The sequence below is a fragment of the Thiomonas sp. DCM-2 genome (genome assembly GCF_056820905.1).
In genome coordinates, this window is sequence record NZ_CM165962.1 from 1,281,260 (window position 1) to 1,303,118 (window position 21,859).

General features: G+C 63.9%; 20 protein-coding genes and 2 tRNA genes. 13 read left to right on the forward strand and 9 right to left on the reverse strand.

Annotated elements, in window-relative coordinates; translation table 11 throughout:
* Nucleotides 1-4: 4 nt before the first annotated feature.
* From AC1ZQA_RS06160 to AC1ZQA_RS06175, 4 genes are read right to left on the reverse strand one after another with little or no spacing between them, the layout of a single operon-like run.
* Entirely contained in the window at nucleotides 5-2,392 is a 2,388-nt protein-coding gene (locus AC1ZQA_RS06160; RefSeq protein WP_482678935.1) for a RelA/SpoT family protein, read from the reverse strand.
* A gap of 7 nt (nucleotides 2,393-2,399) precedes the next feature.
* Nucleotides 2,400-2,603: a DNA-directed RNA polymerase subunit omega gene (rpoZ, locus tag AC1ZQA_RS06165; RefSeq protein ID WP_482678936.1), complete on the reverse strand. Its 204-nt coding sequence runs from the start codon at nucleotides 2,601-2,603 to the stop codon at nucleotides 2,400-2,402.
* 17 nt (nucleotides 2,604-2,620) lie between these two features.
* Nucleotides 2,621-3,247 (reverse strand): guanylate kinase, encoded by a 627-nt coding sequence (gene gmk, locus AC1ZQA_RS06170; protein ID WP_482678937.1) that lies wholly within the window; start codon nucleotides 3,245-3,247, stop codon nucleotides 2,621-2,623.
* A gap of 13 nt (nucleotides 3,248-3,260) precedes the next feature.
* On the reverse strand, nucleotides 3,261-4,139 hold the full coding sequence (locus AC1ZQA_RS06175) for a YicC/YloC family endoribonuclease (RefSeq protein ID WP_482678938.1): 879 nt from the start codon (nucleotides 4,137-4,139) through the stop codon (nucleotides 3,261-3,263).
* 83 nt (nucleotides 4,140-4,222) lie between these two features.
* On the opposite strand from AC1ZQA_RS06175, the gene AC1ZQA_RS06180 reads away from it, so the two are divergent.
* The 6 genes from AC1ZQA_RS06180 to AC1ZQA_RS06205 all read left to right on the forward strand — a co-directional run bounded on the left by AC1ZQA_RS06180 (nucleotide 4,223) and on the right by AC1ZQA_RS06205 (nucleotide 9,049).
* Complete coding sequence (locus AC1ZQA_RS06180) at nucleotides 4,223-5,302, forward strand: serine/threonine protein kinase (protein WP_482678939.1); 1,080 nt, start codon at nucleotides 4,223-4,225, stop codon at nucleotides 5,300-5,302.
* A complete protein-coding gene (locus tag AC1ZQA_RS06185; RefSeq protein WP_482678940.1) occupies nucleotides 5,299-6,222 on the forward strand; it encodes a PP2C family protein-serine/threonine phosphatase in 924 nt (307 codons plus the stop codon). The genes AC1ZQA_RS06180 and AC1ZQA_RS06185 overlap by 4 nt, the downstream gene beginning before the upstream one ends.
* A 13-nt stretch (nucleotides 6,223-6,235) precedes the next feature.
* Nucleotides 6,236-6,967, forward strand: a complete 732-nt coding sequence (gene rph, locus AC1ZQA_RS06190; RefSeq protein ID WP_482678941.1) for a ribonuclease PH — start codon at nucleotides 6,236-6,238, stop codon at nucleotides 6,965-6,967.
* A gap of 2 nt (nucleotides 6,968-6,969) precedes the next feature.
* On the forward strand, nucleotides 6,970-7,611 hold the full coding sequence (rdgB, locus tag AC1ZQA_RS06195) for an RdgB/HAM1 family non-canonical purine NTP pyrophosphatase (protein ID WP_482678942.1): 642 nt from the start codon (nucleotides 6,970-6,972) through the stop codon (nucleotides 7,609-7,611).
* Nucleotides 7,612-7,738: 127 nt separating this feature from the next.
* On the forward strand, nucleotides 7,739-8,908 hold the full coding sequence (hemW, locus tag AC1ZQA_RS06200; protein WP_482679281.1) for a radical SAM family heme chaperone HemW: 1,170 nt from the start codon (nucleotides 7,739-7,741) through the stop codon (nucleotides 8,906-8,908).
* A gap of 53 nt (nucleotides 8,909-8,961) precedes the next feature.
* A tRNA-Ser gene (locus AC1ZQA_RS06205) sits at nucleotides 8,962-9,049 on the forward strand.
* Between the two features lie 75 nt (nucleotides 9,050-9,124).
* On the opposite strand, the gene AC1ZQA_RS06210 is transcribed toward AC1ZQA_RS06205, so the two are convergent.
* The 4 genes from AC1ZQA_RS06210 to AC1ZQA_RS06225 are packed head-to-tail and all read right to left on the reverse strand — an operon-like array spanning nucleotide 9,125 to nucleotide 13,846.
* Complete coding sequence (locus AC1ZQA_RS06210) at nucleotides 9,125-10,180, reverse strand: GNAT family N-acetyltransferase (protein WP_482678943.1); 1,056 nt, start codon at nucleotides 10,178-10,180, stop codon at nucleotides 9,125-9,127.
* A gap of 21 nt (nucleotides 10,181-10,201) precedes the next feature.
* The gene (gene asnB, locus AC1ZQA_RS06215; protein ID WP_482678944.1) at nucleotides 10,202-12,112 is read right to left on the reverse strand and encodes an asparagine synthase (glutamine-hydrolyzing); all 1,911 of its coding nucleotides are present in this window, start codon (nucleotides 12,110-12,112) and stop codon (nucleotides 10,202-10,204) included.
* Nucleotides 12,113-12,117: 5 nt separating this feature from the next.
* Nucleotides 12,118-13,254, reverse strand: a complete 1,137-nt coding sequence (moaA, locus tag AC1ZQA_RS06220; RefSeq protein WP_482678945.1) for a GTP 3',8-cyclase MoaA — start codon at nucleotides 13,252-13,254, stop codon at nucleotides 12,118-12,120.
* 43 nt (nucleotides 13,255-13,297) lie between these two features.
* Nucleotides 13,298-13,846 (reverse strand): phosphatase PAP2 family protein, encoded by a 549-nt coding sequence (locus tag AC1ZQA_RS06225; protein WP_482678946.1) that lies wholly within the window; start codon nucleotides 13,844-13,846, stop codon nucleotides 13,298-13,300.
* Nucleotides 13,847-14,000: 154 nt separating this feature from the next.
* On the opposite strand from AC1ZQA_RS06225, the gene AC1ZQA_RS06230 reads away from it, so the two are divergent.
* From AC1ZQA_RS06230 to AC1ZQA_RS06240, 3 genes are read left to right on the forward strand one after another with little or no spacing between them, the layout of a single operon-like run.
* Complete coding sequence (locus AC1ZQA_RS06230; RefSeq protein ID WP_482678947.1) at nucleotides 14,001-14,783, forward strand: SDR family oxidoreductase; 783 nt, start codon at nucleotides 14,001-14,003, stop codon at nucleotides 14,781-14,783.
* 11 nt (nucleotides 14,784-14,794) lie between these two features.
* Complete coding sequence (locus tag AC1ZQA_RS06235; protein WP_482678948.1) at nucleotides 14,795-15,238, forward strand: acyl-CoA thioesterase; 444 nt, start codon at nucleotides 14,795-14,797, stop codon at nucleotides 15,236-15,238.
* An 18-nt stretch (nucleotides 15,239-15,256) separates the two neighbouring features.
* Entirely contained in the window at nucleotides 15,257-17,269 is a 2,013-nt protein-coding gene (locus AC1ZQA_RS06240) for an acetoacetate--CoA ligase (RefSeq protein ID WP_482678949.1), read from the forward strand.
* 15 nt (nucleotides 17,270-17,284) lie between these two features.
* Here the strand turns inward: AC1ZQA_RS06240 and AC1ZQA_RS06245 are convergent, their stop codons facing one another.
* A complete protein-coding gene (locus AC1ZQA_RS06245; RefSeq protein WP_482678950.1) occupies nucleotides 17,285-18,112 on the reverse strand; it encodes a squalene/phytoene synthase family protein in 828 nt (275 codons plus the stop codon).
* A gap of 163 nt (nucleotides 18,113-18,275) precedes the next feature.
* On the opposite strand from AC1ZQA_RS06245, the gene AC1ZQA_RS06250 reads away from it, so the two are divergent.
* The 4 genes from AC1ZQA_RS06250 (at nucleotide 18,276) to clpX (ending at nucleotide 21,840) form a co-directional block, all read left to right on the forward strand.
* Nucleotides 18,276-18,362 (forward strand) — tRNA-Leu (locus AC1ZQA_RS06250).
* Between the two features lie 58 nt (nucleotides 18,363-18,420).
* A complete protein-coding gene (gene tig / locus AC1ZQA_RS06255; protein ID WP_482678951.1) occupies nucleotides 18,421-19,755 on the forward strand; it encodes a trigger factor in 1,335 nt (444 codons plus the stop codon).
* Nucleotides 19,756-19,939: 184 nt separating this feature from the next.
* Nucleotides 19,940-20,548 (forward strand): ATP-dependent Clp endopeptidase proteolytic subunit ClpP, encoded by a 609-nt coding sequence (clpP, locus tag AC1ZQA_RS06260; RefSeq protein WP_482678952.1) that lies wholly within the window; start codon nucleotides 19,940-19,942, stop codon nucleotides 20,546-20,548.
* A 23-nt stretch (nucleotides 20,549-20,571) separates the two neighbouring features.
* Nucleotides 20,572-21,840, forward strand: a complete 1,269-nt coding sequence (gene clpX, locus AC1ZQA_RS06265) for an ATP-dependent Clp protease ATP-binding subunit ClpX (protein ID WP_482678953.1) — start codon at nucleotides 20,572-20,574, stop codon at nucleotides 21,838-21,840.
* The last annotated feature ends 19 nt before the right edge of the window (nucleotides 21,841-21,859 follow it).

Here is a 21,859-nt window from a genome sequence, read left to right on the forward strand (position 1 = left end):
GCGATCAGTTGCTGGATGGGCCGCTGGACGGGTTGCGGTTGCGGGCCCGGCTGGCGCGCACCACGAACTTGAGGCGGCGCAGCGCCCGCAGCACGTCGGCCAGATGCTTGCGGTCGCGCACCTGCACCACGAAGCGCAGTTCGGTGGTGGCCTGCTGCATGTCTTCGTCCATGGTGATGTGGGCGATGTCGCTGTCATGCTCGCTGATGGCCGCGGCCACGCGGGCGAGCACGCCCTTGGAGTTTTCCACGATCACGCTCAGGCCGGTTTCAAACGAGCGCGTGCACTCTGCAGCCCAGTTCAGATCGATCCAGCGATCCGGGTCTTTCTGGAACAGGCGCCGCGCAACGTCGCAATCCTGCTGATGCACGATCAGCCCTTCGCCCTTGCCGAGATAGCCGATGACCGCATCGCCAGGGATCGGGCGGCAGCAGGTGGCGTAACGCACCGAAGCACCCTCGCTGCCGTCGAGCTGCAGCACAGATTGGGCATCGGCGTCGGCCCGGCTTGCCAGGCGCTCGATGGTGTCGAGCAGCGGAGCCGACAAGGCGTCCTGTGGCGACGCGAGTGCCACCACACGCTTGGCCAGAATGTCTGCCACGCGCTTGCCCAGGCCGATGTCGGCGAACAGATCCTCGCGCGACTTGAAGCCGGTCCAGCGCAGCAATTTGTCCCACACGGCAGGGTCGAGGGTGGCCAGCTCAAGGTGTTCATGCCGCAGAGCGCTCTGCAGCAGGCGGCGGCCCAGCTCGATCGACTCGGCCTGCTGCGTGGTGCGCAGCGCGTGGCGAATCTTGGAGCGTGCCCGGCCCGTGCGCACAAAGCTCAACCAGTTCGGGTTGGGACGCGATGCCGGTGCGGTGATGATTTCCACCACGTCGCCACTGCGCAGTTCGGTACGCAGTGGAACCAGCGCGTTGTTCACCTTGGCGGCCACCGTCTGGTCGCCCAGATTGGTGTGGATGGCGTAGGCAAAGTCCACCGGTGTGGCGCCGCGCGGCAGCGCCAGAATGCGCGACTTGGGGGTGAACACATACACCGCATCCGGCGCCAGATCGACCTTGACGGTTTCAAGGAAGTCGGCCCAGTCGCGCGTCTCGGTCTGGATGTCGAGCAGCGATTGCAGCCAGGCGTTGGCCTGCATCTGTTGCGGTGCGGGCTTGTCCTCCGCCGTCTTGTAAAGCCAGTGCGCCGCCACGCCGCTTTCCGCGATGCGGTGCATGGCTTCTGTACGGATCTGGAATTCGATGGGGTTTCCGTTCGGGCCGATGAGGGTGGTGTGCAGCGACTGATAGCCATTGGCCTTGGGAATGGCGATGTAGTCCTCGAACTTGCCCGGCATGGGCTTGTACAGACCATGCAGCACACCCAGGGCCCGGTAGCAGTCGAGCACGTCAGGCACCAGCACGCGAAAGCCGAAGATGTCCTGAATGTGCGCAAAGCTCAGATGCTTGGTGCGCATCTTGCGGTAAATCGAATAGAGCGTCTTTTCGCGCCCCGAGAGTTGCGCCTGCACATGCGCCTCGGCCAGCGCGGTCTGCGCTGCAGCGAGAATTTTTTCCACCAGCCCGTGCCGGTTTCCGCGCGCCGCCTGCACCGCACGCGACAGCACGGTGTAGCGGCTCGGGTGGCTGTTGGCAAAGCCCAGATCCTGCAGTTCCCGGTACACCAGGTTCAGACCCAGACGGTGGGCGATGGGCGCGTAGATGTCCATCGTCTCGCGGGAGATGCGGATCCGCTTGCTCGCCGCCATTGCGCCCAGGGTGCGCATGTTGTGCAGACGGTCAGCCAGTTTGACGAGGATGACACGAATGTCGCGCGCCATCGCCAGCAGCATTTTGCGAAAGCTCTCCGACTGGTTCTCTTCGCGGTTGGAAAACTGCAGCTTGTCGAGCTTGGTCAGGCCGTCCACCAGATCGGCCACGGTGGTGCCGAAATGCTCGATCAATTCCGCCTGGGTGATGCCTTTGTCTTCCGCCGTGTCGTGCAGCAGCGCGGCCATGATGGCCTGGGTATCGAGCTTCCAGTCGGCGCACAGCTCGGCCACAGCCACCGGATGCGAGATGTACGGCTCGCCACTGGCGCGGTACTGACCAAGATGTGCCGCGTCCGCGAAACGATAGGCCTCGCGGATTTTCTGCAGATCATTTTCCGGCAGGTAAACCTGCAGCTTTTCAAGCAGGCTGGCCAGGCTGACCGTGTTGTGCCGCGCTGCCACGCCGCTGGTGGCCGCGCTGCTGGCTGAAGGCTCAGGTTCTGCAGCTGGTCTGCCCACTGTTGCCGATGCGGCGGCAGCGCGCGCGCGTTTGACTCTTGGTTGGACCACCGCAGGCACAGCCGAACCGGAGACCGAAGACTTCGGGCCTGGCGTGGCGGCGGGGCTGTTGGGCATGTTCGGATCAGGTCGGCACTTTTTTCAGCATTTCAATTCCGACCAGACCCGCAGCGATTTCCCGCAGGGCGGTGACGGCCGGCTTGTCCTTTGTTTCGATCTTGGGCGAATGGCCCTGTTCCAGCATGCGGGCGCGATAGGACGCGGCCAGCACGAGCTGGAAACGATTGGGGATTTTTTCCAGACAGTCTTCAACGGTGATGCGAGCCATGATGTCAGAGTTCCAGTTCAAAGAATGCCGAGGGCGCGAAAAACCTCGGGATGGGAAAGGCGTTGCGCTGCGTAGCGTAGCCGTTGCGCCGCGACGACTTGCTTGAGGTCGTTCAGGGCGGTCGTAAAGTCTTGATTCACAATTATAAAGTCGAAGTTCTTCGCCTGCGCCAGTTCGATGCGCGCTTCGCGCAGGCGCTGCTCGATGGCTTCTGGCGAGTCCTCGGCACGGCGGGTGAGGCGCTGGCGCAGTTCCTCGAACGACGGCGGCAGAATGAAAATGCTCACGGCGTTGTCGAACTGCTGCCGGACCTGCGCGGCACCTTGCCAGTCGATTTCCAGCAGCACGTCCATGCCGTCGGTCATGCGTTGTTCCAGCCAGCGCCTGGAGGTGCCGTAGAGGTTGCCATGCACTTCCGCCCATTCGAGAAATTCGCCGGCCGCGATGCGGCGCTGGAATTCCGGGCCGTCGATGAACACATAGTGCACGCCATCGACCTCGGCGCCGCGTGGCGCACGCGTGGTGCACGAGACCGAGAGCTGGATGCCGCTGTCCTGCGCAAGCAGGGCATTGACCAGACTGGATTTGCCGGCCCCGCTGGGGGCAGCGACCACAAACAGGTTTCCGGGGAAATTGGCAGACACGTTGAACCTTGCCTTATTCGATGTTCTGAACCTGTTCGCGCATCTGCTCGATCAGGACCTTGAGTTCGAGCGAGATTTCGCTGAGTTCGAGTGCGGCAGACTTGGACCCCAGCGTGTTGGCCTCCCGGTGCAATTCCTGGATCAGAAAATCCAGCCGCTTGCCGAGTTCCCCGCCCTGCATGAGCAACTCGCGCAGGGTCTGCAGGTGCGCCTGCAGGCGGTCGAGTTCCTCGGCGACGTCGATGCGGATGGCAAAGCTGGCGGCCTCCTGCAGGCGACGGTCGTTCAGTGTCTCGGCGCTGGTCTCCACGCCAGTCAGTGCGCGCAGCGCGTCTTCCCAGCGGGCGGTGAACCGCGCCTGCTGCCGCTCCACGGCGAGAGGAACGATGTCGCGGGCGCGCGCAGCATGCTGGGCGATCTGCCCGATGCGATCCAGCAGCAGGGTACGCAGGCGGTCTCCTTCGAGTGCGCGCGCCTCGATGAGCACGGCCAGGGCCTGTTCCAGCGCGTTCTGGGCGGCCACTGCGATTTCTGCGGCGTCGAGATGCGCTTCCTGCGCGCTGCCGATGAAGCGCAGCACCTCGCCCACCGACAGCGGCGTGAGATGCGGCGCGATGGCGCGCAGAGCGGACTCCGCCGCGAGCAGGGGTGCCGCTGCGGCGGCATCGGGCAGCGCGGGTGTGCTCTGCGGCGCCTCGAACACCGCGCGGCAGTCGATTTTCCCGCGCCGCAGTCCCTGGGTGAGCGCCTGCCGCATGGCGGCCTCGCTGCTGCGCAATTCTTCGGGCAGGCGGAATGCAATGTCGAGAAATCGGCTGTTGACCGAGCGCAACTCGATGTGGATCTTCGCGCCGCTGGGCAGTTGCACACTCTTTTGGCCGTAGCCAGTCATGCTATAAATTGGCTTCACACGCATCCCCTTTGCGTGCATTTTTCCACACTCGATTCAATCGCTGGCTGCTAGCCTTCGTCTTCATGGCCACTACGCACAAATCCAAACCCGCACCGCTTGCGCCGGAATCGCAGGTGGGCGGGTATCGCATCGTGCGCAAGGTGGCCAGCGGCGGTTTCGGCGTGGTGTATCTCGCGCTGAGTCCGGACGGTCAGCGTGTCGCTGTCAAGGAATATCTGCCGGCTTCACTGGTGGAGCGTGGTCCGGGAGAGGCGAGCCCGGTCGTGCCGCCGGACAAGCTGGCGCTGTATCGCCTGGGCCTGAAGAGTTTTTTCGAGGAAGGTCGGTCGCTGGCGCAGATCTCGCATCCAAGCGTGGTCAGCGTGCTGAATTTTTTCCGCGAAAACGATACCGTCTACATGGTGATGAATTACCTGGAAGGGGCGTCCCTCCAGGAGTTCGTCATCACCGCACGCGAACTCAAGCGCAAGAAGATTTTTCGCGAATCGACCATCCGCTCGCTGTTCGACGACATTCTCCAGGGTCTTCGCGTGGTGCATCAGCACAAGATGCTGCACCTGGACATCAAGCCGGCCAATATTTTCATCACCGACGACAACAAGCCCATCCTGATCGACTTCGGCGCGGCGCGCGAGGTGCTCAATCAGCAGGACAAGCGCTTTCGCCCGATGTACACGCCAGGGTTTGCCGCGCCCGAGATGTACAAGCGCGAGGGGGCGTTCGGCCCGTGGACCGACATTTATGCCGTGGGCGCCTGCATTTACGCCTGCATGACCGGCTACCCGCCGTACGAAGCGCCGCAACGGCTGGAGAAAGACCGGCTGCAGGCCCAGTTGTCCAAGTTGCGCGGGGTGTATTCCGACAACTTGATCGAAATCGTGGAGTGGTGCATGTCGCTCGACGCCATGGCGCGGCCGCAGAGCGTGTTCAATCTGCAGCGCGAACTCGGCGCGGAAAGTGCGCGCCGCTACACCAATCTGACCATGGGCGAGAAATTGCGGCTGCACATCGACGAGTTGGTCAATGACACCAAATCGCAGGTGCAGAAAGTGCGCGATGTCACCCGGTTCGGTGCACCTGTTCAAGCCGTGCCAGGCCCTTCGCCTGAACAGGGCAAACCAGCCGCCAGGGAGCGGAATTGAAGTTTTCTGTCTACCAGGTCAGCCGTCGCGGTGCGCGTGCGAGCAATCAGGACCGCATGGGGTATTGCTATACGCGTGAAAGTGCCTTGTTTGCCCTGGCTGACGGGCTGGGCGGTCACCCGCGCGGCGACGTGGCGGCACGCCTCGCGCTGCAGACCATTGCCAATATTTTTCAGCAGGAGGCGCGCCCAACCCTGCGCGACCCGCAGGAGTTTCTGCGGCGCTCCATCTTCCGTGCGCATGAGCAGATTCAGCGCTACGCCCATGAGCAGAAACTCGCCGATTCGCCGCGGACCACCGTGGTGGTCTGCGTGTTGCAGAACGGTGCGGCACACTGGGCGCATGTCGGTGACTCACGGCTGTATTTCATCCGCAACGGCGCCATGCTGACTCGCACCCGCGACCACTCGCACGTGGAGCAGCAGCACAAGAAAGACCAGATCCACGGTCTTGCACTGCTGCAGCCCGACGGGCCGACACGCAACATGCTGTTCACCTGCCTGGGTTCCAGCCAGTTGCCGATGATCGAGGTGGGCTTGCCGCAGGCCATGCGGCGGGGCGACATTGTGCTGCTGTGTTCCGACGGACTCTGGGGGCAGATTCCCGAGTCGGTGCTGGTGCGCCAGTTCGGCCAGCAGGTGCTGTCCGACGCGGTTCCGGAAGTGGTCGAGATGGCCCTGCGCCAGGGCGGGGCAGACTCGGACAACGTCACTGCGCTGGGCGTGGAGTGGGAGGCCGATCCCGAGGAACTGGAAACCTCGCTGCGCATCGAAACCGAATCCATGCAAAAGGGCGGGTTCACATCCACCATCCAGAGCGAACTGGGTGACCTGCAGGTGGATGAAATGGACGACGCCACCATCGAGCGCTCGATCGCCGAAATCAATGCCGCCATCCGCCAGAGCGCGGGGCGCAAATAACTCACACGACACCATGCAAAACACGCCTGCTGTGCGTGAAGGACGCGGGCCCCGTGTCCTGCGCGCCATCACCATCGACCGCCATTTCACCCGTCATGCCGAGGGCTCTGTGCTCGTTGCCTTCGGCCACACCCGGGTGCTGTGCACCGCCTCTGTCGAAGAGCGCGTGCCGCCGCACCGGCGCGGCACCGGCCAGGGCTGGGTGACGGCGGAATACGGCATGCTGCCGCGAGCCACCCACACCCGCTCTGAGCGGGAGGCCAAGCGCGGCAAGCAGCAGGGCCGAACCGAGGAGATTCAGCGGCTCATCGGGCGCTCGCTGCGCGCGGTGTTCGATTTTTCCGCGCTGGGCGAGCGCCAGATCACCCTGGACTGTGATGTGCTGCAGGCCGATGGCGGTACGCGTACCGCTGCGATCACCGGTGCGGCAGTGGCCGCCTGGGACGCCTGCCAATGGCTGATCGACGCAGGGCGCGTGGCGCAGCAGCCGATGCGACAACTGGTGGCCGCGGTGTCTGTCGGTCTGATTGCAGACGAATTTCGTCTCGACCTCGATTACGCCGAAGACAGCCAGTGCGATACCGACATGAACGTGGTCGGAACTGCCAGCGGCGCGCTCATCGAGGTGCAGGGAACCGCCGAAGGCGCGCCGTTCACCCGCGCGCAGCTCGACGGGCTGGTCGATCTGGCGCAGCAGGGCATTGCCGAACTGGTTGCCCTGCAGCGCGCAGCGCTCGGACTGTGAGCATGGCAGGTCAGGCTGCATTCGCAAGGCAGATCGTTCTCGCCTCGGGCAATCCAGGCAAGTTGGCCGAGCTGTCCGTTCTGCTGTCTCCACTGGGGTGGCAGGTTCGCGCACAAAGCGAATTCCATCTTGAAGAGGCCGACGAGCCGCATCCCACGTTCATCGAAAACGCGCTGGCCAAGGCGCGTCATGCCAGCTTTCACACCGGCCTGCCCGCGCTGGCCGACGACTCCGGGCTGTGCGTCGATGCACTGGGCGGACTTCCCGGCGTGCGGTCTGCACGCTTTGCCCCGCTGAGCGGCGCGTCGCGTCCACAACAGGACGCGGCCAACAACGCCTTGCTGCTGCAGCAATTGGGCGATGCATCCAGCCGGGCCGCGCGTTTTGTCAGCGTGATCGTGGCCTTGCGGCATGCGGCCGATCCCGAACCCCTGATCGCCCAGGGTGAGTTGATCGGCCAGATCGGCCGGGCGCCACTGGGGCAGGGTGGCTTCGGCTACGACCCGCTGTTCGTCCTGAGCGATGGCCGCACGCTCGCCCAGTGCGACGCGCAGGAGAAAAACCGCATCAGCCATCGCGCACAGGCCATGCGCAGGCTGCTGCCGCTGCTGCAGGATGTCTGGGGGCGGAACGCAGCGGTCTGACACTCCGCATGACGGCCTGCTTTGCGACGTGACCTCCAGGCGCATCCCCATCACGCCGAGCGCTCCGCCCGGACCACCAGACGGCCATGCGGTGCTCGCGCATTCTGCACAGGCTCTGCCGCACTACATGCGCCCCGGCACCCTGCAGCTCACCGCGCTGCCGCCGTTGAGCCTGTATGTGCACTTGCCGTGGTGCCTCAAAAAATGTCCCTATTGCGATTTCAACTCGCATGAATGGCGCGCTGGCGGCGCGATTCCGGAGCAGGCCTATCTCGCCGCGCTGCGCGCCGATCTCGACGCGGCCCTGCCGCTGATCTGGGGACGGCGGGTCATCTCCGTTTTCATCGGAGGGGGCACACCCAGCCTGTTTTCCCCCGATGCGATTGATCAACTGCTGGCGGATATCCGGGCACGGCTGCCACTCGTGCCCGATGTCGAAATCACCCTGGAAGCCAACCCCGGCACCTTCGAGCGCGACCGGTTTGCCGCGTTCGCGCAGGCCGGGGTCAATCGCCTGTCGATCGGCGTGCAGAGCTTCGATGATGCCCGCCTGAAGGCGCTGGGCCGGGTGCACGATGCGCAGCAGGCGCACGAGGCGGTGGACGAAGCGGCACAACACTTCCCCACGTTCAACCTCGATCTCATGTTCGCCCTGCCGCAGCAGGACATGGCCGCCTGCGAAGCCGATCTGCAGGCCGCGCTGGCGCATCAGCCGCCGCACCTGTCGCTCTACCAGTTGACGCTCGAACCCAATACGCTGTTCGCCACGCAACCGCCCCCATTGCCCGACGCGGACCTGAGCGCCGACATGCAGCAGGCGGTCGCCAGCCGGGCGCAGGCCGCTGGACTGCAGCGATACGAAGTCTCGGCTTATGCCCTTCCTGGCCATCGTTGCCGCCACAATCTGAACTACTGGCAATTCGGCGACTACCTGGGCATCGGGGCAGGAGCGCACTCCAAGATCAGCTTTGCCCACCGCATCGTGCGGCAAACCCGCTGGCGTCACCCGCAGCGCTACATGGACCAGGCCATGCAGGGCGCGGCGGCAGAAACCGAACACGAAGTCGCGCGGCGTGACCTGCCCTTCGAGTTCATGCTCAACGCCCTGCGCTTGCGCGAGGGCGTGCCGGCAACGCTCTTTGCCGAACGCACCGGGCTTGCACCCTCCGCGATCGCCAAGCCGCTGCAGACCATGCAGGACAAGGGCCTGCTGATCCGTGACCCAGCCGCACTGCAAACAACCCCTATCGGATTCGACATGCTCAACGACGTGCTGGAGAGTTTCCTGCCCGAATGAAGCAGCATGGCGGTTTAGAATGTCGGTTTGGTCCGCAATCCGGACCATGCACCGGAAGCGTGGCAGAGTGGTCGATTGCACCGGTCTTGAAAACCGGCAACGGGCAACCGTTCGTGAGTTCGAATCTCACCGCTTCCGCCAAAATCACAGGCCGCTGTCCGGTCTGACGTATTTCTGTACAGCAGACTGAAACAGCGCGGCCAGTTCAGGCATGCGCTAATAGTCTTCGTCTGCGCTGGTGAGGTACCACGGGGTCTGGCGAATGGCGTCGGCCTTGGGGCCCGACGAGGTGAACATCACATTGCGTTGCCCGCGTGCCACCATGCCCAGGCTCCGCAGGGTCTGCTGCGTGTGGGCGGGGCCAAGAAATTCAAATGACACGCTGGCGCGGCCATCGCTGTGGGCGTCGCGGAACAGGGTATCAAGCAGTAGGCCCAGGCTGTTCGGGTGGTCGGGGTGGCACAACAGATCGCGGATGTGCAGCACAGGGCCGATGACTTCGGTGGCGGCGTACGCGATGAGGCCGTGCGTCCGGGAGTTCATGGTCAGGAAGCGAAATTTCTTCCAGGGTTTTTGTTCGAAGCGCCAGGCCAGGTAACGACGGTCGCGCACGCCGATCAACAGGGCCTGGCCCGCCTGGGCTTTCCACAGGGCGTCGAACCGGGCGTCTGGCTGATCCATCCACTGGGCGAACATGCCGCTGAAGTCGTGCGCGTATTGCGTGCGGCGCAAGGTGTGCCGCAACCAGTCGGCAGTTCCTCCCAGGGTGTGACGCATGAAGCGGGGCAGTCGTGCCGGCAGGTAATTGGCGCTGCGCAGCACGCGCACATAACGCACCATCGGCCCGGCCACCGCATAGCCGAGTCGCTTGACCACGGGCTCGGATTTGGGGTTTGGGAAGCCATAGATCAGTCCGAGTTGGGGCAGAAACCGGTCGCGCAAGGAGGTCTGCAGCAGCATGGCCGGATACAGGGTGCGGTGTTCTGCAACCACGCCAAAGTCTGCCAGCAAGCCGGCATCGATGGGTTGCCCAGCCAGCCGCATGTGTCGCGTGCCCAGGCCGATGACGCCAATCGGCACGCCGTGCTCGGCAGGAGAGTGGGCGAGCAGGACATGGGGTGCCCCAGCCGGATTGCGCAGGTAAAACCAGTCGAACTTGTCCTGGCGGCGCTCTGGATGCCCCAGATTGCTGGCCCAGAGCGACACGATGGTGCTGCGATCGGTGCTCAGATCGGCGGGCAGGGCTGCATAACTGGACGCGGCAGCGGTCATGGTGGACGAAAGTGATGGCGTTCAACGCCGGATGAACTGGTCGTGCAGCAGCAGGGTGGAGAGCATGCCGACAAACGCCATATTGTCACCAAATCCGATGACTTTTCCGGCGCGCGCCTTGTCGAACAGGCGGATGGCGGCCGGCACGTCGAAATACCCGGCTTCCTTCAGCCGCGCCGCGCTGAACAGCTCGGCCACATAGTCGACCGGCTCGCCGTCGTGGAAGAAGCTCTGGCTGTCTGGCGCGCGGTAGGGCTGCTTGGTGCGGTGGCGCAGGGCGTCGGGCAGCAGGCCGTCCATGCTGCGCTTGAGCAGGTACTTTTCAACCAGACCCATGAGCTTGTAGCGCGGCGGCAGGCGGCTGGCAAAGGCGATCAGCCGGTGATCGAGAAACGGAAACCGCGTCTCGATGGATGCGGCCATGGCCATGCGGTCGCCCTGCGAACACAGCAGATACCCCGACATCAGGGTGTGCGCCTCGATGTACTGATCCTGGTTCAGCGGCTCCCAGCGCGACAGCTCGGCAGGCAGGTGCAGGGCATCGACCGGGTCGAACATGGTGGCGGCAGCGCGCAGCTCGGGCGACAGGAACGCGGTGATGCGCCGGGTGGTGGTCCAGCGCGGCAGGTGGGCGAATCCGGGCGCGCGAAACCGTGCCTCGCCTTCGCGGAAAAAACGCTCGGTCATCGCCCGGCCCGCCGCCGGGGAGTGTTTGAGATAGGGGTAGAGTCGCTCGAGCAGACGCGGCCTGCAGCGCGAGTCGGGCTGGCGCGCGATGAAGCGGCGCACGCGGCCCTCCTTGAAAATGTCGTAGCCGCCGAACACCTCGTCGGCGCCCTCGCCGGTGAGCGCCACCTTGTAGCCCGCAGCGCGCACGCCGTCGGCCAGCAGCATCATCGGCGCTGGGGCGGTGCGAACGATGGGGGTTTCGGTGTGCGCGATGGCGCGGGGAAAGGCCGCGGCGATGTCGGCGCGGGTGCAGTGCACTGTGGTGTGTTCGGTGTGCAGATGCTGCACCAGCTGCTGCTGCCAGGCGCTTTCGTCGAACTCGGCGTCGTCGAAGGTCAGCGAAAAGGTGTGCAGCGGGGTGTCGGTGTAGTGGCGGATCAGCGTGGTGACGATGGATGAGTCCAGCCCGCCGCTGAGATATGCCGCCACCGGCACGTCGGCGCGCAGTTGCAGCCGCACCGCATCGATCAGCAGATCGCGCAGTTCCTCGGCGTAGGCGTCGGCGCTGCGGTCGGCTGCGATCGGCGCCGGGGGAAAGGTCCAGTCCCAGTAGCGGCGCAGGCGGGTGCCCTGCGCATCGACCGTCATCACATGGCCGGGCGGCAGCGACTCGATGCCCTCGAACACCGCATGCGGCGGCAGCGGCGCCCAATACGTGAACACCTCGCCCAGCGCGCGGGCGTCGATGCGGCGCGGCACTTCGGGCAGAGCCAGCAGCGCCTTGATTTCCGACGCGAACGCCAGACCGCCGGGCACACGCGCATGGAACAGCGGGCGGATGCCGGTGCGGTCGCGCGCCAGCAGCAGGCGCTGGCGCACGCTGTCCCACAGCGCAAAGGCGAACTGGCCGTTGAGCTGCTCGACCAGCGCGTCGCCATGCTCCTCATAGAGATGCACCAGCACCTCGGTGTCGGACTGGGTGGAAAAGCGATGGCCGCGCCGCAGCAGATCGGCACGCAGTTCGAGGTAATTGAAGATTTCGCCGTTGAACGTGACCCAGACCGTGCCGTCTTCGTTGGTCATCGGCTGAGTGCCGCTGGACAGGTCGATGATGCTCAGGCGGGCGTGCGCCAGGCCGATCGGCCCTTGGGTGTGCAAGCCCTGCTCGTCGGGGCCGCGGTGCTGCAGTTGCGCGATCATCGCGGCGAGCTGCGCCGGGTCGATCGGTGCGTTCCAGTTCAGCCGCCCGGCGATGCCGCACATCGCGTTCAGCCGCCGATATACGACATCTCGACCTTGCGCTCGTTGCGCAGCGACTGGCCGGCCGCGGTGCCGCGCAGCAGCGAGTAGCGGTCGTCGCGCTGTGTCCAGACCTGCGCCAGCGCGGCGCGCAGCTCGGCGTCGCTGACCGGCGCCAGGCCGGTGCGTGGATCGCCGCGCAGCAGCGCGCGCAGGTCATGGCCGTGAGAGGCGAACAGGCAGAGGTAGAGCTTGCCCTCCATCGACAGCCGGGCGCGGTTGCAGCTGGCGCAGAACGCGCGCGTGACGCTGGAGATCACGCCGATCTCGCCCGCGCCGTCGTCATAGGCCCAGCGCTGCGCGGTCTCGCCTGCGCTGTGCGGCTCCAGCGGGTGCAGCGGGTGCAGCGCATGGATGCGGTCGATCACCTGCTGCGAGGGCAGAACCTCGTCCATGCGCCAGCCGTTGGTGTTGCCCACGTCCATGTATTCGATGAAGCGCAGCACCACCCCCGTCCCGCGGAAATGCTCGGCCATTGGCAGGATTTGCGCATCGTTGGTGCCGCGCTTGACCACCATGTTGACCTTGACCGGCGCAAGTCCTGCGGCGATTGCCGCGTCGATGCCGTGCAGCACGTCGGCCACGGGAAAGTCCACATCATTCATCCGTCGAAAGGCCGTGTCGTCCAGCGCGTCCAGGCTCACGGTGACGCGGTCCAGTCCCGCGTCCTTGAGTTGCTGTGCCTTGCGCGCCAGGATGGAACCGTTCGTGGTCAGGGTGAGTTCGGGCGGGGTGCCGTCCAGCGTGCGCAGCCCGTGCAGCATTTCCACCAGGCGCTCCAGGTGCTTGCGCAGCAGCGGCTCGCCGCCGGTCAGCCGGATTTTGCGCACACCCAGATCGATGAACACCCGCGCGGCGCGGGTGATTTCCTCGAAACTCAGCAGATCGGCATGCTGCAGAAATTCGTAGTGCTTGTCGAAAATCTCCTTCGGCATGCAGTAAGTGCAGCGGAAGTTGCAGCGATCGGTCACCGAGATCCGCAGGTCGTGCAGCGGGCGGTGCAGGCGATCCGTTGGCTGCCCTTGCGCATCGGCAGCGTGCGCGGGGACCTCGGGCACGCTGGCGGCGTAAAGATGATCGACGATGGGAATGATGCGTTCGGACATGTCGCCATTATCGGCAAAGATGGGGCGATGGCCTTTCACATTCTCACATCACGGTGATTTGCAAGGCCAGTGCAAATGTGGCCAGCAGCATGCCCAGCACGGCGCCAACCACCACGTCCGACAGATAGTGCAGCCCAAGAATCAGGCGTGAAGCCGCGATGAGCAGCGCGAACGGCACGGCGATCCACCCAAGAACGGGGGCAAAAAACAGGATCTGCAGCGTGAAATTCACCGCGTGCAGGGTGTGACCGGAGGGAAAGCTGAACTGGTCGAGCGGTGGTTCGCTGACCATGATCCGGTGACAGTGCTCGCTCGGTCTGGGGCGGGCCGCCAGCCGCTTGATCGACCCGTACAGAGCGATGCCGATGACGGTTGTCACCAGCATCCAGAAGATGGGCAGGACCGCCTCCCGCCCGCCCTGCATCAACAACGCAAAAAGAATGGCCGCCCAGCCCCAACCGTTGCCCAGTCGGCTGATCAGGGTAAACAGGCGGCGCACCCACGCCTGCCTGCTCAGCCGGTTGGCCGAAATGGTGAGCGCCTGTTCCCAGTGCAGGTAGCGATGGAGCAGGCTGGACTGTCGCTGGTGCATGTACGGGACTCTCGTCGTGGACGTCGTGGATGGCGCGAGCCGGATTGTTTCACCGCAGACTTAGGGCAAGACGGCATCGCTCTACCATTGTGGCATTCGCGCAGGTCTGGGGAGCAGGAGCCCGGCCTCTGCGCGCCACCTACAAGGACACACAATGACGTATTCGATCGAACTCTCCGGGCGCGTCGCCCTGGTCACAGGCGCCTCCAGCGGTCTGGGCTGGCGCTTTGCCGAAGTGCTGGCGCAGGCCGGCGCGGCCGTGGTGCTCAGCGGGCGCCGCATGGAGCGGCTCAAGGAACTGCGTGCCCGCATCGAAGGACAGGGCGGCGACGCGCATGTGGTGGAACTCGATGTCAACGACCCGGCCAGCATCAAGGCTGCGGTTGCACACGCGGAAACCGAGATGGGGCCGATCGACATTCTGGTGAACAACGCTGGGGTGTCACTGCAGCAAAAACTGCTGGACGTGACGAGCGACGATTTCGACGAGGTGTTCGGCACCAATGTGCGCGGCGCGTTTTTCGTGGCGCAGGAGGTTGCTCGCCGCATGGTGGCGCGATCGCTCGGCGTCACGCCGGGCACCTGGGCCGGCGGGCGGATCATCAACATCGCATCGGTTGCCGGGCTGCGTGTCATGCCCAAGCTCGGGGTCTATGCGATGAGCAAGGCCTCGGTCATTCACATGACGCGGGCCATGGCGGTGGAGTGGGGCAAGTACGGCATCAATGTCAATGCCATCTGCCCCGGCTATATCGACACCGAGATGAATCACCATCACTGGCAGACTGAATCGGGCCAGCGCCTGATGCAGATGCTGCCGCGCAAGCGTCTGGGCAAACCGCAAGACCTTGACGGGCTGCTCGTTCTGCTCGCCAGCGGGCAGAGTGGTCTGATCAACGGCGCCATCGTCACCGCTGACGACGGCTTCGGCATCTGAAGGGCAGCATCATGCGGTTCGACATCCCTGAACAAAAAAATCTGGTCTACACCATGACCATGCCCATTCGCTGGGGCGACATGGACGTGATGGGCCATGTGAACAACACCCTCTATTTCCGCTACATGGAAATCATCCGCCTGGAGTGGATGCTGGCCGCCGGAGTGCCCGCCAACCCCAAGGGACTGGGGCCGGTGATCGTCAACGCGTTCTGCAACTTCCAGACCGAGCTGAGTTTTCCCGGCGAGGTGCTCGCGCGGCTCTACACCGCAGGCGTGGGACGCACCAGTTTCGATACCTACACCCTGCTCAGCCGCACCGATGACCCTGACACCATTTACGCCAGCGGCGGCTCGCGCGTGGTCTGGGTGGACTTTCCGCAGCGAAAAAGCGTCCCTCTGCCCGACATGCTGCGCGCGCTGCTGACACAGGCCTCGACTTCGACAAACACCTGACATTCGCCGGAGAACATCATGTCCGAACCCGCGCCAGCCCACCCCTTGTGGCGTGCGTCGCCGCAGCGCATTGCCGCGTCGCACATCGAATCTTTCCGCCTCTGGGTCAACGCTCGGCATGGTCTGCAGTTGCAGGATTACCAGGCGTTGCTCGACTGGTCTGTGGCCGAGCAGGCGAAGTTCTGGGACGCCGTCTGGGAGACCTCTGGCGTGATCGCGCAGCACAAGGGCGAGCGGGTCCTGATCGACGCAGACCGCATGCCCGGCGCGCGTTTCTTCCCGGACGCGCAACTCAATTTCGCGCAGAACCTGCTGCGCCGCAATGACGACGCCATCGCGCTGCATTTCTGGGGTGAAGACCGGGTGCGGCGCAGTGTGAGCTGGCGCCAACTGCACGCCGAAGTCTCGCGCCTGCAGCAGGCCTTGCGCAGTTGGGGCGTGATGCCCGGCGACCGGGTGGCGGCCTACATGCCCAATCTGCCCGAGACCGTGATCGCGATGCTCGCGGCCACGAGTATCGGCGCCACCTTTACCTCGGCCTCGCCCGATTTCGGCACGCAGGGCGTGCTCGACCGTTTCGGCCAGACCCAGCCCAAGGTGCTCATTGCGTGCGACGGCTATTTCTACAACGGCAAGACCTTTTCCAACCTCGACAAGCTCGCCGCACTAGTTGGGCAACTGCCCTCGGTGATACGGACTGTGATCGTGCCCTATGTGGCGCAGGCCTTGGGGCAGGTGCCCGATATCGCGGCCATTCCCGGTGCGCAGACTTGGGAAGACGCGCTGCTGCCCTTTGCACCGCAGACGGTGCAATTCCTCTCGCTGCCCTTCGATCATCCGGTCTACATCCTCTATTCGAGCGGCACGACGGGCGCGCCAAAATGCATCGTCCACCGTGCAGGCGGGGTATTGCTCAAGCATCTTGCCGAATTGCGACTGCAGGTGGACATTCACGCCGATGACCGGGTGTTCTTTTTCACCACCTGTGGCTGGATGATGTGGAACTGGCTCATGTCCGCCCTCAGCCAGGGGGCGACGGTCTGCCTGTACGACGGCTCGCCGGGTCTGCGCGACAACGCCATTCTGTTCGACTACGCCGACGCCGTGCGCTTCACGCATCTGGGCACCTCGGCCAAGTTCATCGAGGCGCTGGGCAAGTCGGGACTCGAACCCAGGCGAACGCACCAGCTCGCCAGTCTGCGCACCATCATGTCCACCGGGTCGCCGCTGGCGCCCGAGGGCTTCGACTATGTGTACGACAAGGTCAAGCCCGACGTCTGCCTGAGTTCCATGTCCGGCGGAACCGATCTGGTGGCCTGCTTCATCGTCGGCTCGCCGATGAACCCGGTCTGGCGCGGAGAACTGCAGGCTTGCGCACTGGGCATGGCGGTGATCGTCGCGGACGACGACGGCAAGCCCTTGCCCGACGGCGAGAAGGGCGAACTGGTCTGCACCAAGCCCTTTCCGTCGATGCCGCTGGGTTTTCTGGTGGACGGCAGCCTGGAGCGCGGCGCGCAGAAGTATTTCGAGAGCTACTTCGCGCAATTCCCGAACGTCTGGTGGCATGGCGATTTCATCGCCCGCACGTCGCACGGGGGCTACATCATTTTCGGCCGTTCCGACGCCACGCTGAACCCTGGAGGCGTGCGCATCGGCACCGCGGAGATCTATCGACAGGTCGAACGCATCGACGCCGTGCTGGAATCGCTGGTCATCGGGCAGAATTGGCCGCCCGGGGCAATTGGGGATGTGCGCGTGGTGCTGTTCGTGCGGCTGCGCGACGGGCTGGTGCTCGACGACGCGCTGATCGAGACCATCAAGCGCCAGATCCGCAGCAACACCACGCCGCGCCATGTGCCTGCACGCGTGGTGCAGGTGCACGACATTCCGCGCACCAAGAGCAACAAGATCGTCGAAATCGCGGTGCGCAATCTGATCCACGGCGAGCCGGTGAAGAACGTCGCGGCATTGGCCAACCCTGAGGCGCTCGACGAATACCGCGCGCTGCGTACCGAACTCGAACGCGCCTGAGCCACAGCGCAGGGCTCACCGGCAGGTGCGGCTGATCCACAGCTTGCGCAGCGGCGTGAGGCTGATGCGCTGATGCAGCACGGCGTAATCGGACCGCTCGATCTCGCGCAGCAGCGCCAGCGCCATTGCGCCCAACGCGCGCAACGGCGCGGTCTGCCCGCGGGCAAACGGCGCCAGCCCCGCAAGCGCCTGCTCCAGGGTCTGGCGGGCCAGCGCGGACTGCTCGGCCAGCAGGGCGGCCACACCGGCATCCATGCGGCGCTGCTGCAACTGCGCAGCCGTGATGCCGTGGCGCTGCAGTGCGTCCAGCGGCAGATAGATCCGGCCCTGCGCCGCGTCGCGTCCGAGGTGCCGGATGCAACTGATCAGGCGCAAACCCATGCCGAGTTGCTCCGCAGACACTTGCGCTGCCTCGCTGTCGAGACCGAGGAGGATGGCGCTGTTGCGCAGGGTTTGGCCGCTGCCTGCTCTGGCATAGTGCAGCAGGGCGGGGCGGTCGATCCAGCGGTTTTGCTGCAGATCGATCTGCACACTGTCGATGACCCCATGCAGCGCTTTCGCAGTCAGACCGCTTCGCTGCGCAAACGGCGCGAGTGCACGCAGGGTCGGGTGCTCTGCCGTCCCGCTTTCCATGGCGCCGAGTTGCGCGTCCCACCACGCCAGCTTGGCCTGCGCCACGGACAGGTCACTGACCGTGGTGACGATGGCGCGGATCTGCACATGAAACCGCAGCAGCGCCGTCAATCCCGCGCGCTGCGGCACAGGGCAACGCTGCAAGGCGTAGTAGACGGACGACCCTGGCGGCGGGCCGACTGGTGCATCTGTTGAATCAGTGGCGGGCATGGCATGCGCTGTGTCCAGCAGGTTGACGCAGCGAGGCTAGAATAGCCGATTGCCTGAAAATCAATGAAGCTTGGGAAACGGGTCTGGCGTGCGGGGTCTGGCGTGCGGGGTCTGGAGTGCAGGCGGGCCGAATGGCGCATTGATGCGGGCAGCAGATCACCCGGCGAGGGTGGCGAAATTGGTAGACGCACCAGGTTTAGGTCCTGACGCCTTCACCGGCGTGGGGGTTCGAGTCCCCCCCCTCGCACCAGCCGACAAGCAAGCGCTTGGCGGGAATGGATCCCTTTCATCGAACACTGGACTTTTTCATGACTGTCGAAACCCTGGACAAACTGCAGCGCCGCGTGACCGTGACGGTTCCGAAGGCTGCCGTGCAAACTGAAATCAACGCCCGCCTGAAGAATCTGAGCCGCACACTGCGCCTGCCGGGGTTCCGTCCGGGCAAGGTGCCCATGTCCATGGTGACGCAGCGCTATGCGCCGTCTGTGGAAATGGAAGTGCTGCAAGACAAGATCGGCAATGCGTTTTACGAGATGACCACTGGTGCCCGCCTGCGCGTGGCCGGTATGCCGCAGTTCACCCCCAAGACCGAAGGCGTCGAGGCCGACGTCATGGCGTTCGATGCCACGTTCGAGGTCTATCCCGATGTGCAGATCCCCGATCTGTCGTCGCAAACCATCGAGCGTGTGACTGCCACCGTGGATGAGGCGGCCATCGACAGAACCGTGGACGTGCTGCGCAAGCAACGTACAGAATTTGTCGTGCGCGGCCAAGCGGCTGCCAATGGCCAGACCTCCGAAGGCCTGGAAGTGCAGGACGGCGACCGCGTCACCGTCGACTTCGAAGGCCGCATCGACGGCACTGCATTCGAGGGCGGCAAGGCCCAAGGCTTCAGCTTTGTGCAGGGTGAAGGCCGCATGCTGCCTGAATTCGAAGCGGCGACCAAAGGTCTGCAGGCCGGACAGAGCAAGATTTTTGAGCTGCACTTTCCCGAGGACTATCAAGGCCGTGCGGTAGCGGGCAAGACCGCCCAGTTCACCCTCACGGTCACCAAGGTGGAATGGCCGCTGCTGCCGGAGGTCAACGCCGATTTCGCCAGGGCGCTTGGCGTGGCCGACGGCGATGTGCAGCGGCTGCGCGACGATATTCGCAGCAATCTGCAGCGCGAAGTCAAAGCCCGCCTGACGCAGCGCAACAAGCTGGCGGTCATGGACGTGCTGCAAAAGGCCGTGCCTGTTGATCTGCCGAGTGCATTGGTGCAGAACGAAATCAACGAGCTGATGGCCAGCGCCCGCCAGGATCTGGCCGAGCGCGGCATGAAGGATGCCGACAAGGCACCTCTGCCGCCTGAACTGTTCAAGGAGCAGGCCGAACGCCGCGTGCGTCTGGGCCTGATTGTTTCCGAGCTGGTCAAGCAGCATGACCTGCAGCCCAAGCCGGAACAACTGCGCAGTTATGTGGAAGAACTGGCCGCCAGCTACGAACAGCCTGAAGAACTGGTTCGTTGGTATTACGCCGACCAGGAGCGCCTGGCACAGGCTGAAGCGATCGTGATGGAAAACAATGTGACCGATTTCGTGTTTGCACAGGCGCAGACCACGGAAAAAGCGCTGGGCTTCGACGAGTTGATGGGGCAGAAATAACCTTCGCTCTGCGATGCAAGCCGCTGTGTGCTCCGGCGCGCAGCGGCTTTTTTGTGAGCTGCCCAAGGCGAGTCTCCAGCTCCTGGCGCGTCGTCCCGCAAATTGCTTGCGGAAATCCCACACCCTTGCGTCGACCTCGCGAACTGCGTGCTAATCTGTATCTACCTTCACGTTTGATCCTTCCATGAGCGCAACTGACATTCAAAACCTGGGCTTGGTGCCCATGGTCATCGAGCAAAGTGGCCGCGGCGAGCGCGCCTATGACATCTATTCGCGGCTTCTGCGCGAGCGGGTGATTTTCCTGGTCGGGCCGATCAACGATCAGATGGCCAATCTGGTGGTTGCGCAATTGCTGTTCCTCGAGTCCGAGAACCCGGACAAGGACATCTCGCTCTACATCAATTCGCCTGGAGGGTCGGTGTCGGCCGGCATGGCCATTTACGACACCATGCAATTCATCAAGCCGGATGTGTCCACCTTGTGTACCGGCATCGCGGCCAGCATGGGAGCTTTTCTGATGGCGGCCGGTGCCAAGGGCAAGCGCTATTCGCTGCCCAATTCCCGCATCATGATCCACCAGCCTTCGGGCGGCGCCCAGGGGCAGGCGACCGACATCGAAATCCAGGCCCGCGAGATTCTCTACCTGCGCGAACGCCTGAACGGCATTCTGGCCGAGCGCACGGGCCAGCCGCTGGAGAAAATTGCCATTGACACCGAACGTGATTTTTTCATGTCTGCCGACCAGGCCAAGGACTACGGCCTGATCGACGAAGTCATTGCCAAACGCTCCTGAACCTGAATTGAACGCACACGCCCATGGCTGAGAAAAAATCGTCCTCTGGTGAAAAGACCCTGTATTGCTCCTTCTGCGGCAAGAGTCAGCATGAGGTGAAAAAACTGATCGCGGGTCCATCGGTTTTCATCTGCGATGAATGCATCGACCTGTGCAACGAAATCATCCGCGATGAAATCAGCACCACGGATGCTGGCGGCAAGGTGGTCAGTTCCGATCTGCCGACGCCCTCGGAAATCAAGGCCATCCTCGATCAGTATGTGATTGGGCAGGAAGCGGCCAAGCGCATTCTGGCCGTTGCGGTGTACAACCATTACAAGCGCCTCAAGCATATTGGTCAGACCAGCGATGTGGAACTCGCGAAGAGCAATATCCTGCTGGTCGGCCCGACGGGCTCGGGCAAGACGCTGTTGGCGCAGACGCTGGCCCGGTTGCTCAACGTGCCTTTTGTCATTGCAGATGCCACCACCTTGACCGAAGCGGGCTATGTGGGGGAGGATGTCGAAAACATCATCCAGAAGCTGCTGCAGAACTGCAATTACGAAATCGAGCGGGCGCAGCGTGGCATCGTCTACATCGACGAGATCGACAAGATTTCGCGCAAGTCCGACAACCCCAGCATCACCCGCGATGTCTCGGGAGAGGGCGTGCAGCAGGCGCTGCTCAAGCTCATCGAGGGCACCATGGCGTCGGTGCCGCCGCAGGGCGGGCGCAAGCATCCGAACCAGGATTTCATCCAGGTCGACACGACCAATATCTTGTTCATCTGCGGCGGTGCGTTCGATGGTCTGGAAAAGGTCATTCGCAATCGCTCGGAAAAATCGGGAATCGGCTTTTCCGCAACGGTCAAGACCCAGTCACAACGCAGTCTGTCCGAAACCTTCCTCCAGGCCCAGCCGGAAGACCTGATCAAGTTCGGCCTGATTCCTGAACTCGTTGGCCGTCTGCCTGTGGTTGCCGCGCTGGAAGAACTCGATGAGGCCGCGTTGATCGAGATTCTCACTGCCCCCAAGAATTCCCTGGTCAAGCAATACCAGAAGCTGTTCGAGATGGATCACATCAAGCTGGAATTCCGTCCTGCCGCGCTCGAAGCCATCGCGCGCAAAGCTCTGGAGCGCAAGACCGGTGCGCGTGGCTTGCGCTCCATCGTCGAGCAGGCCTTGCTCGATTTGATGTTCGATCTGCCCAATGCCCAGAATGTTGCCGGTGTGGTGGTTGACGAAAATGTGATCACAAGCGGCGCCAAGCCACTGTTGATTTATCAGGATGCAGCCAAGGCCTCGGGGGCTTGACGAAGTCGGGCAGACGTCT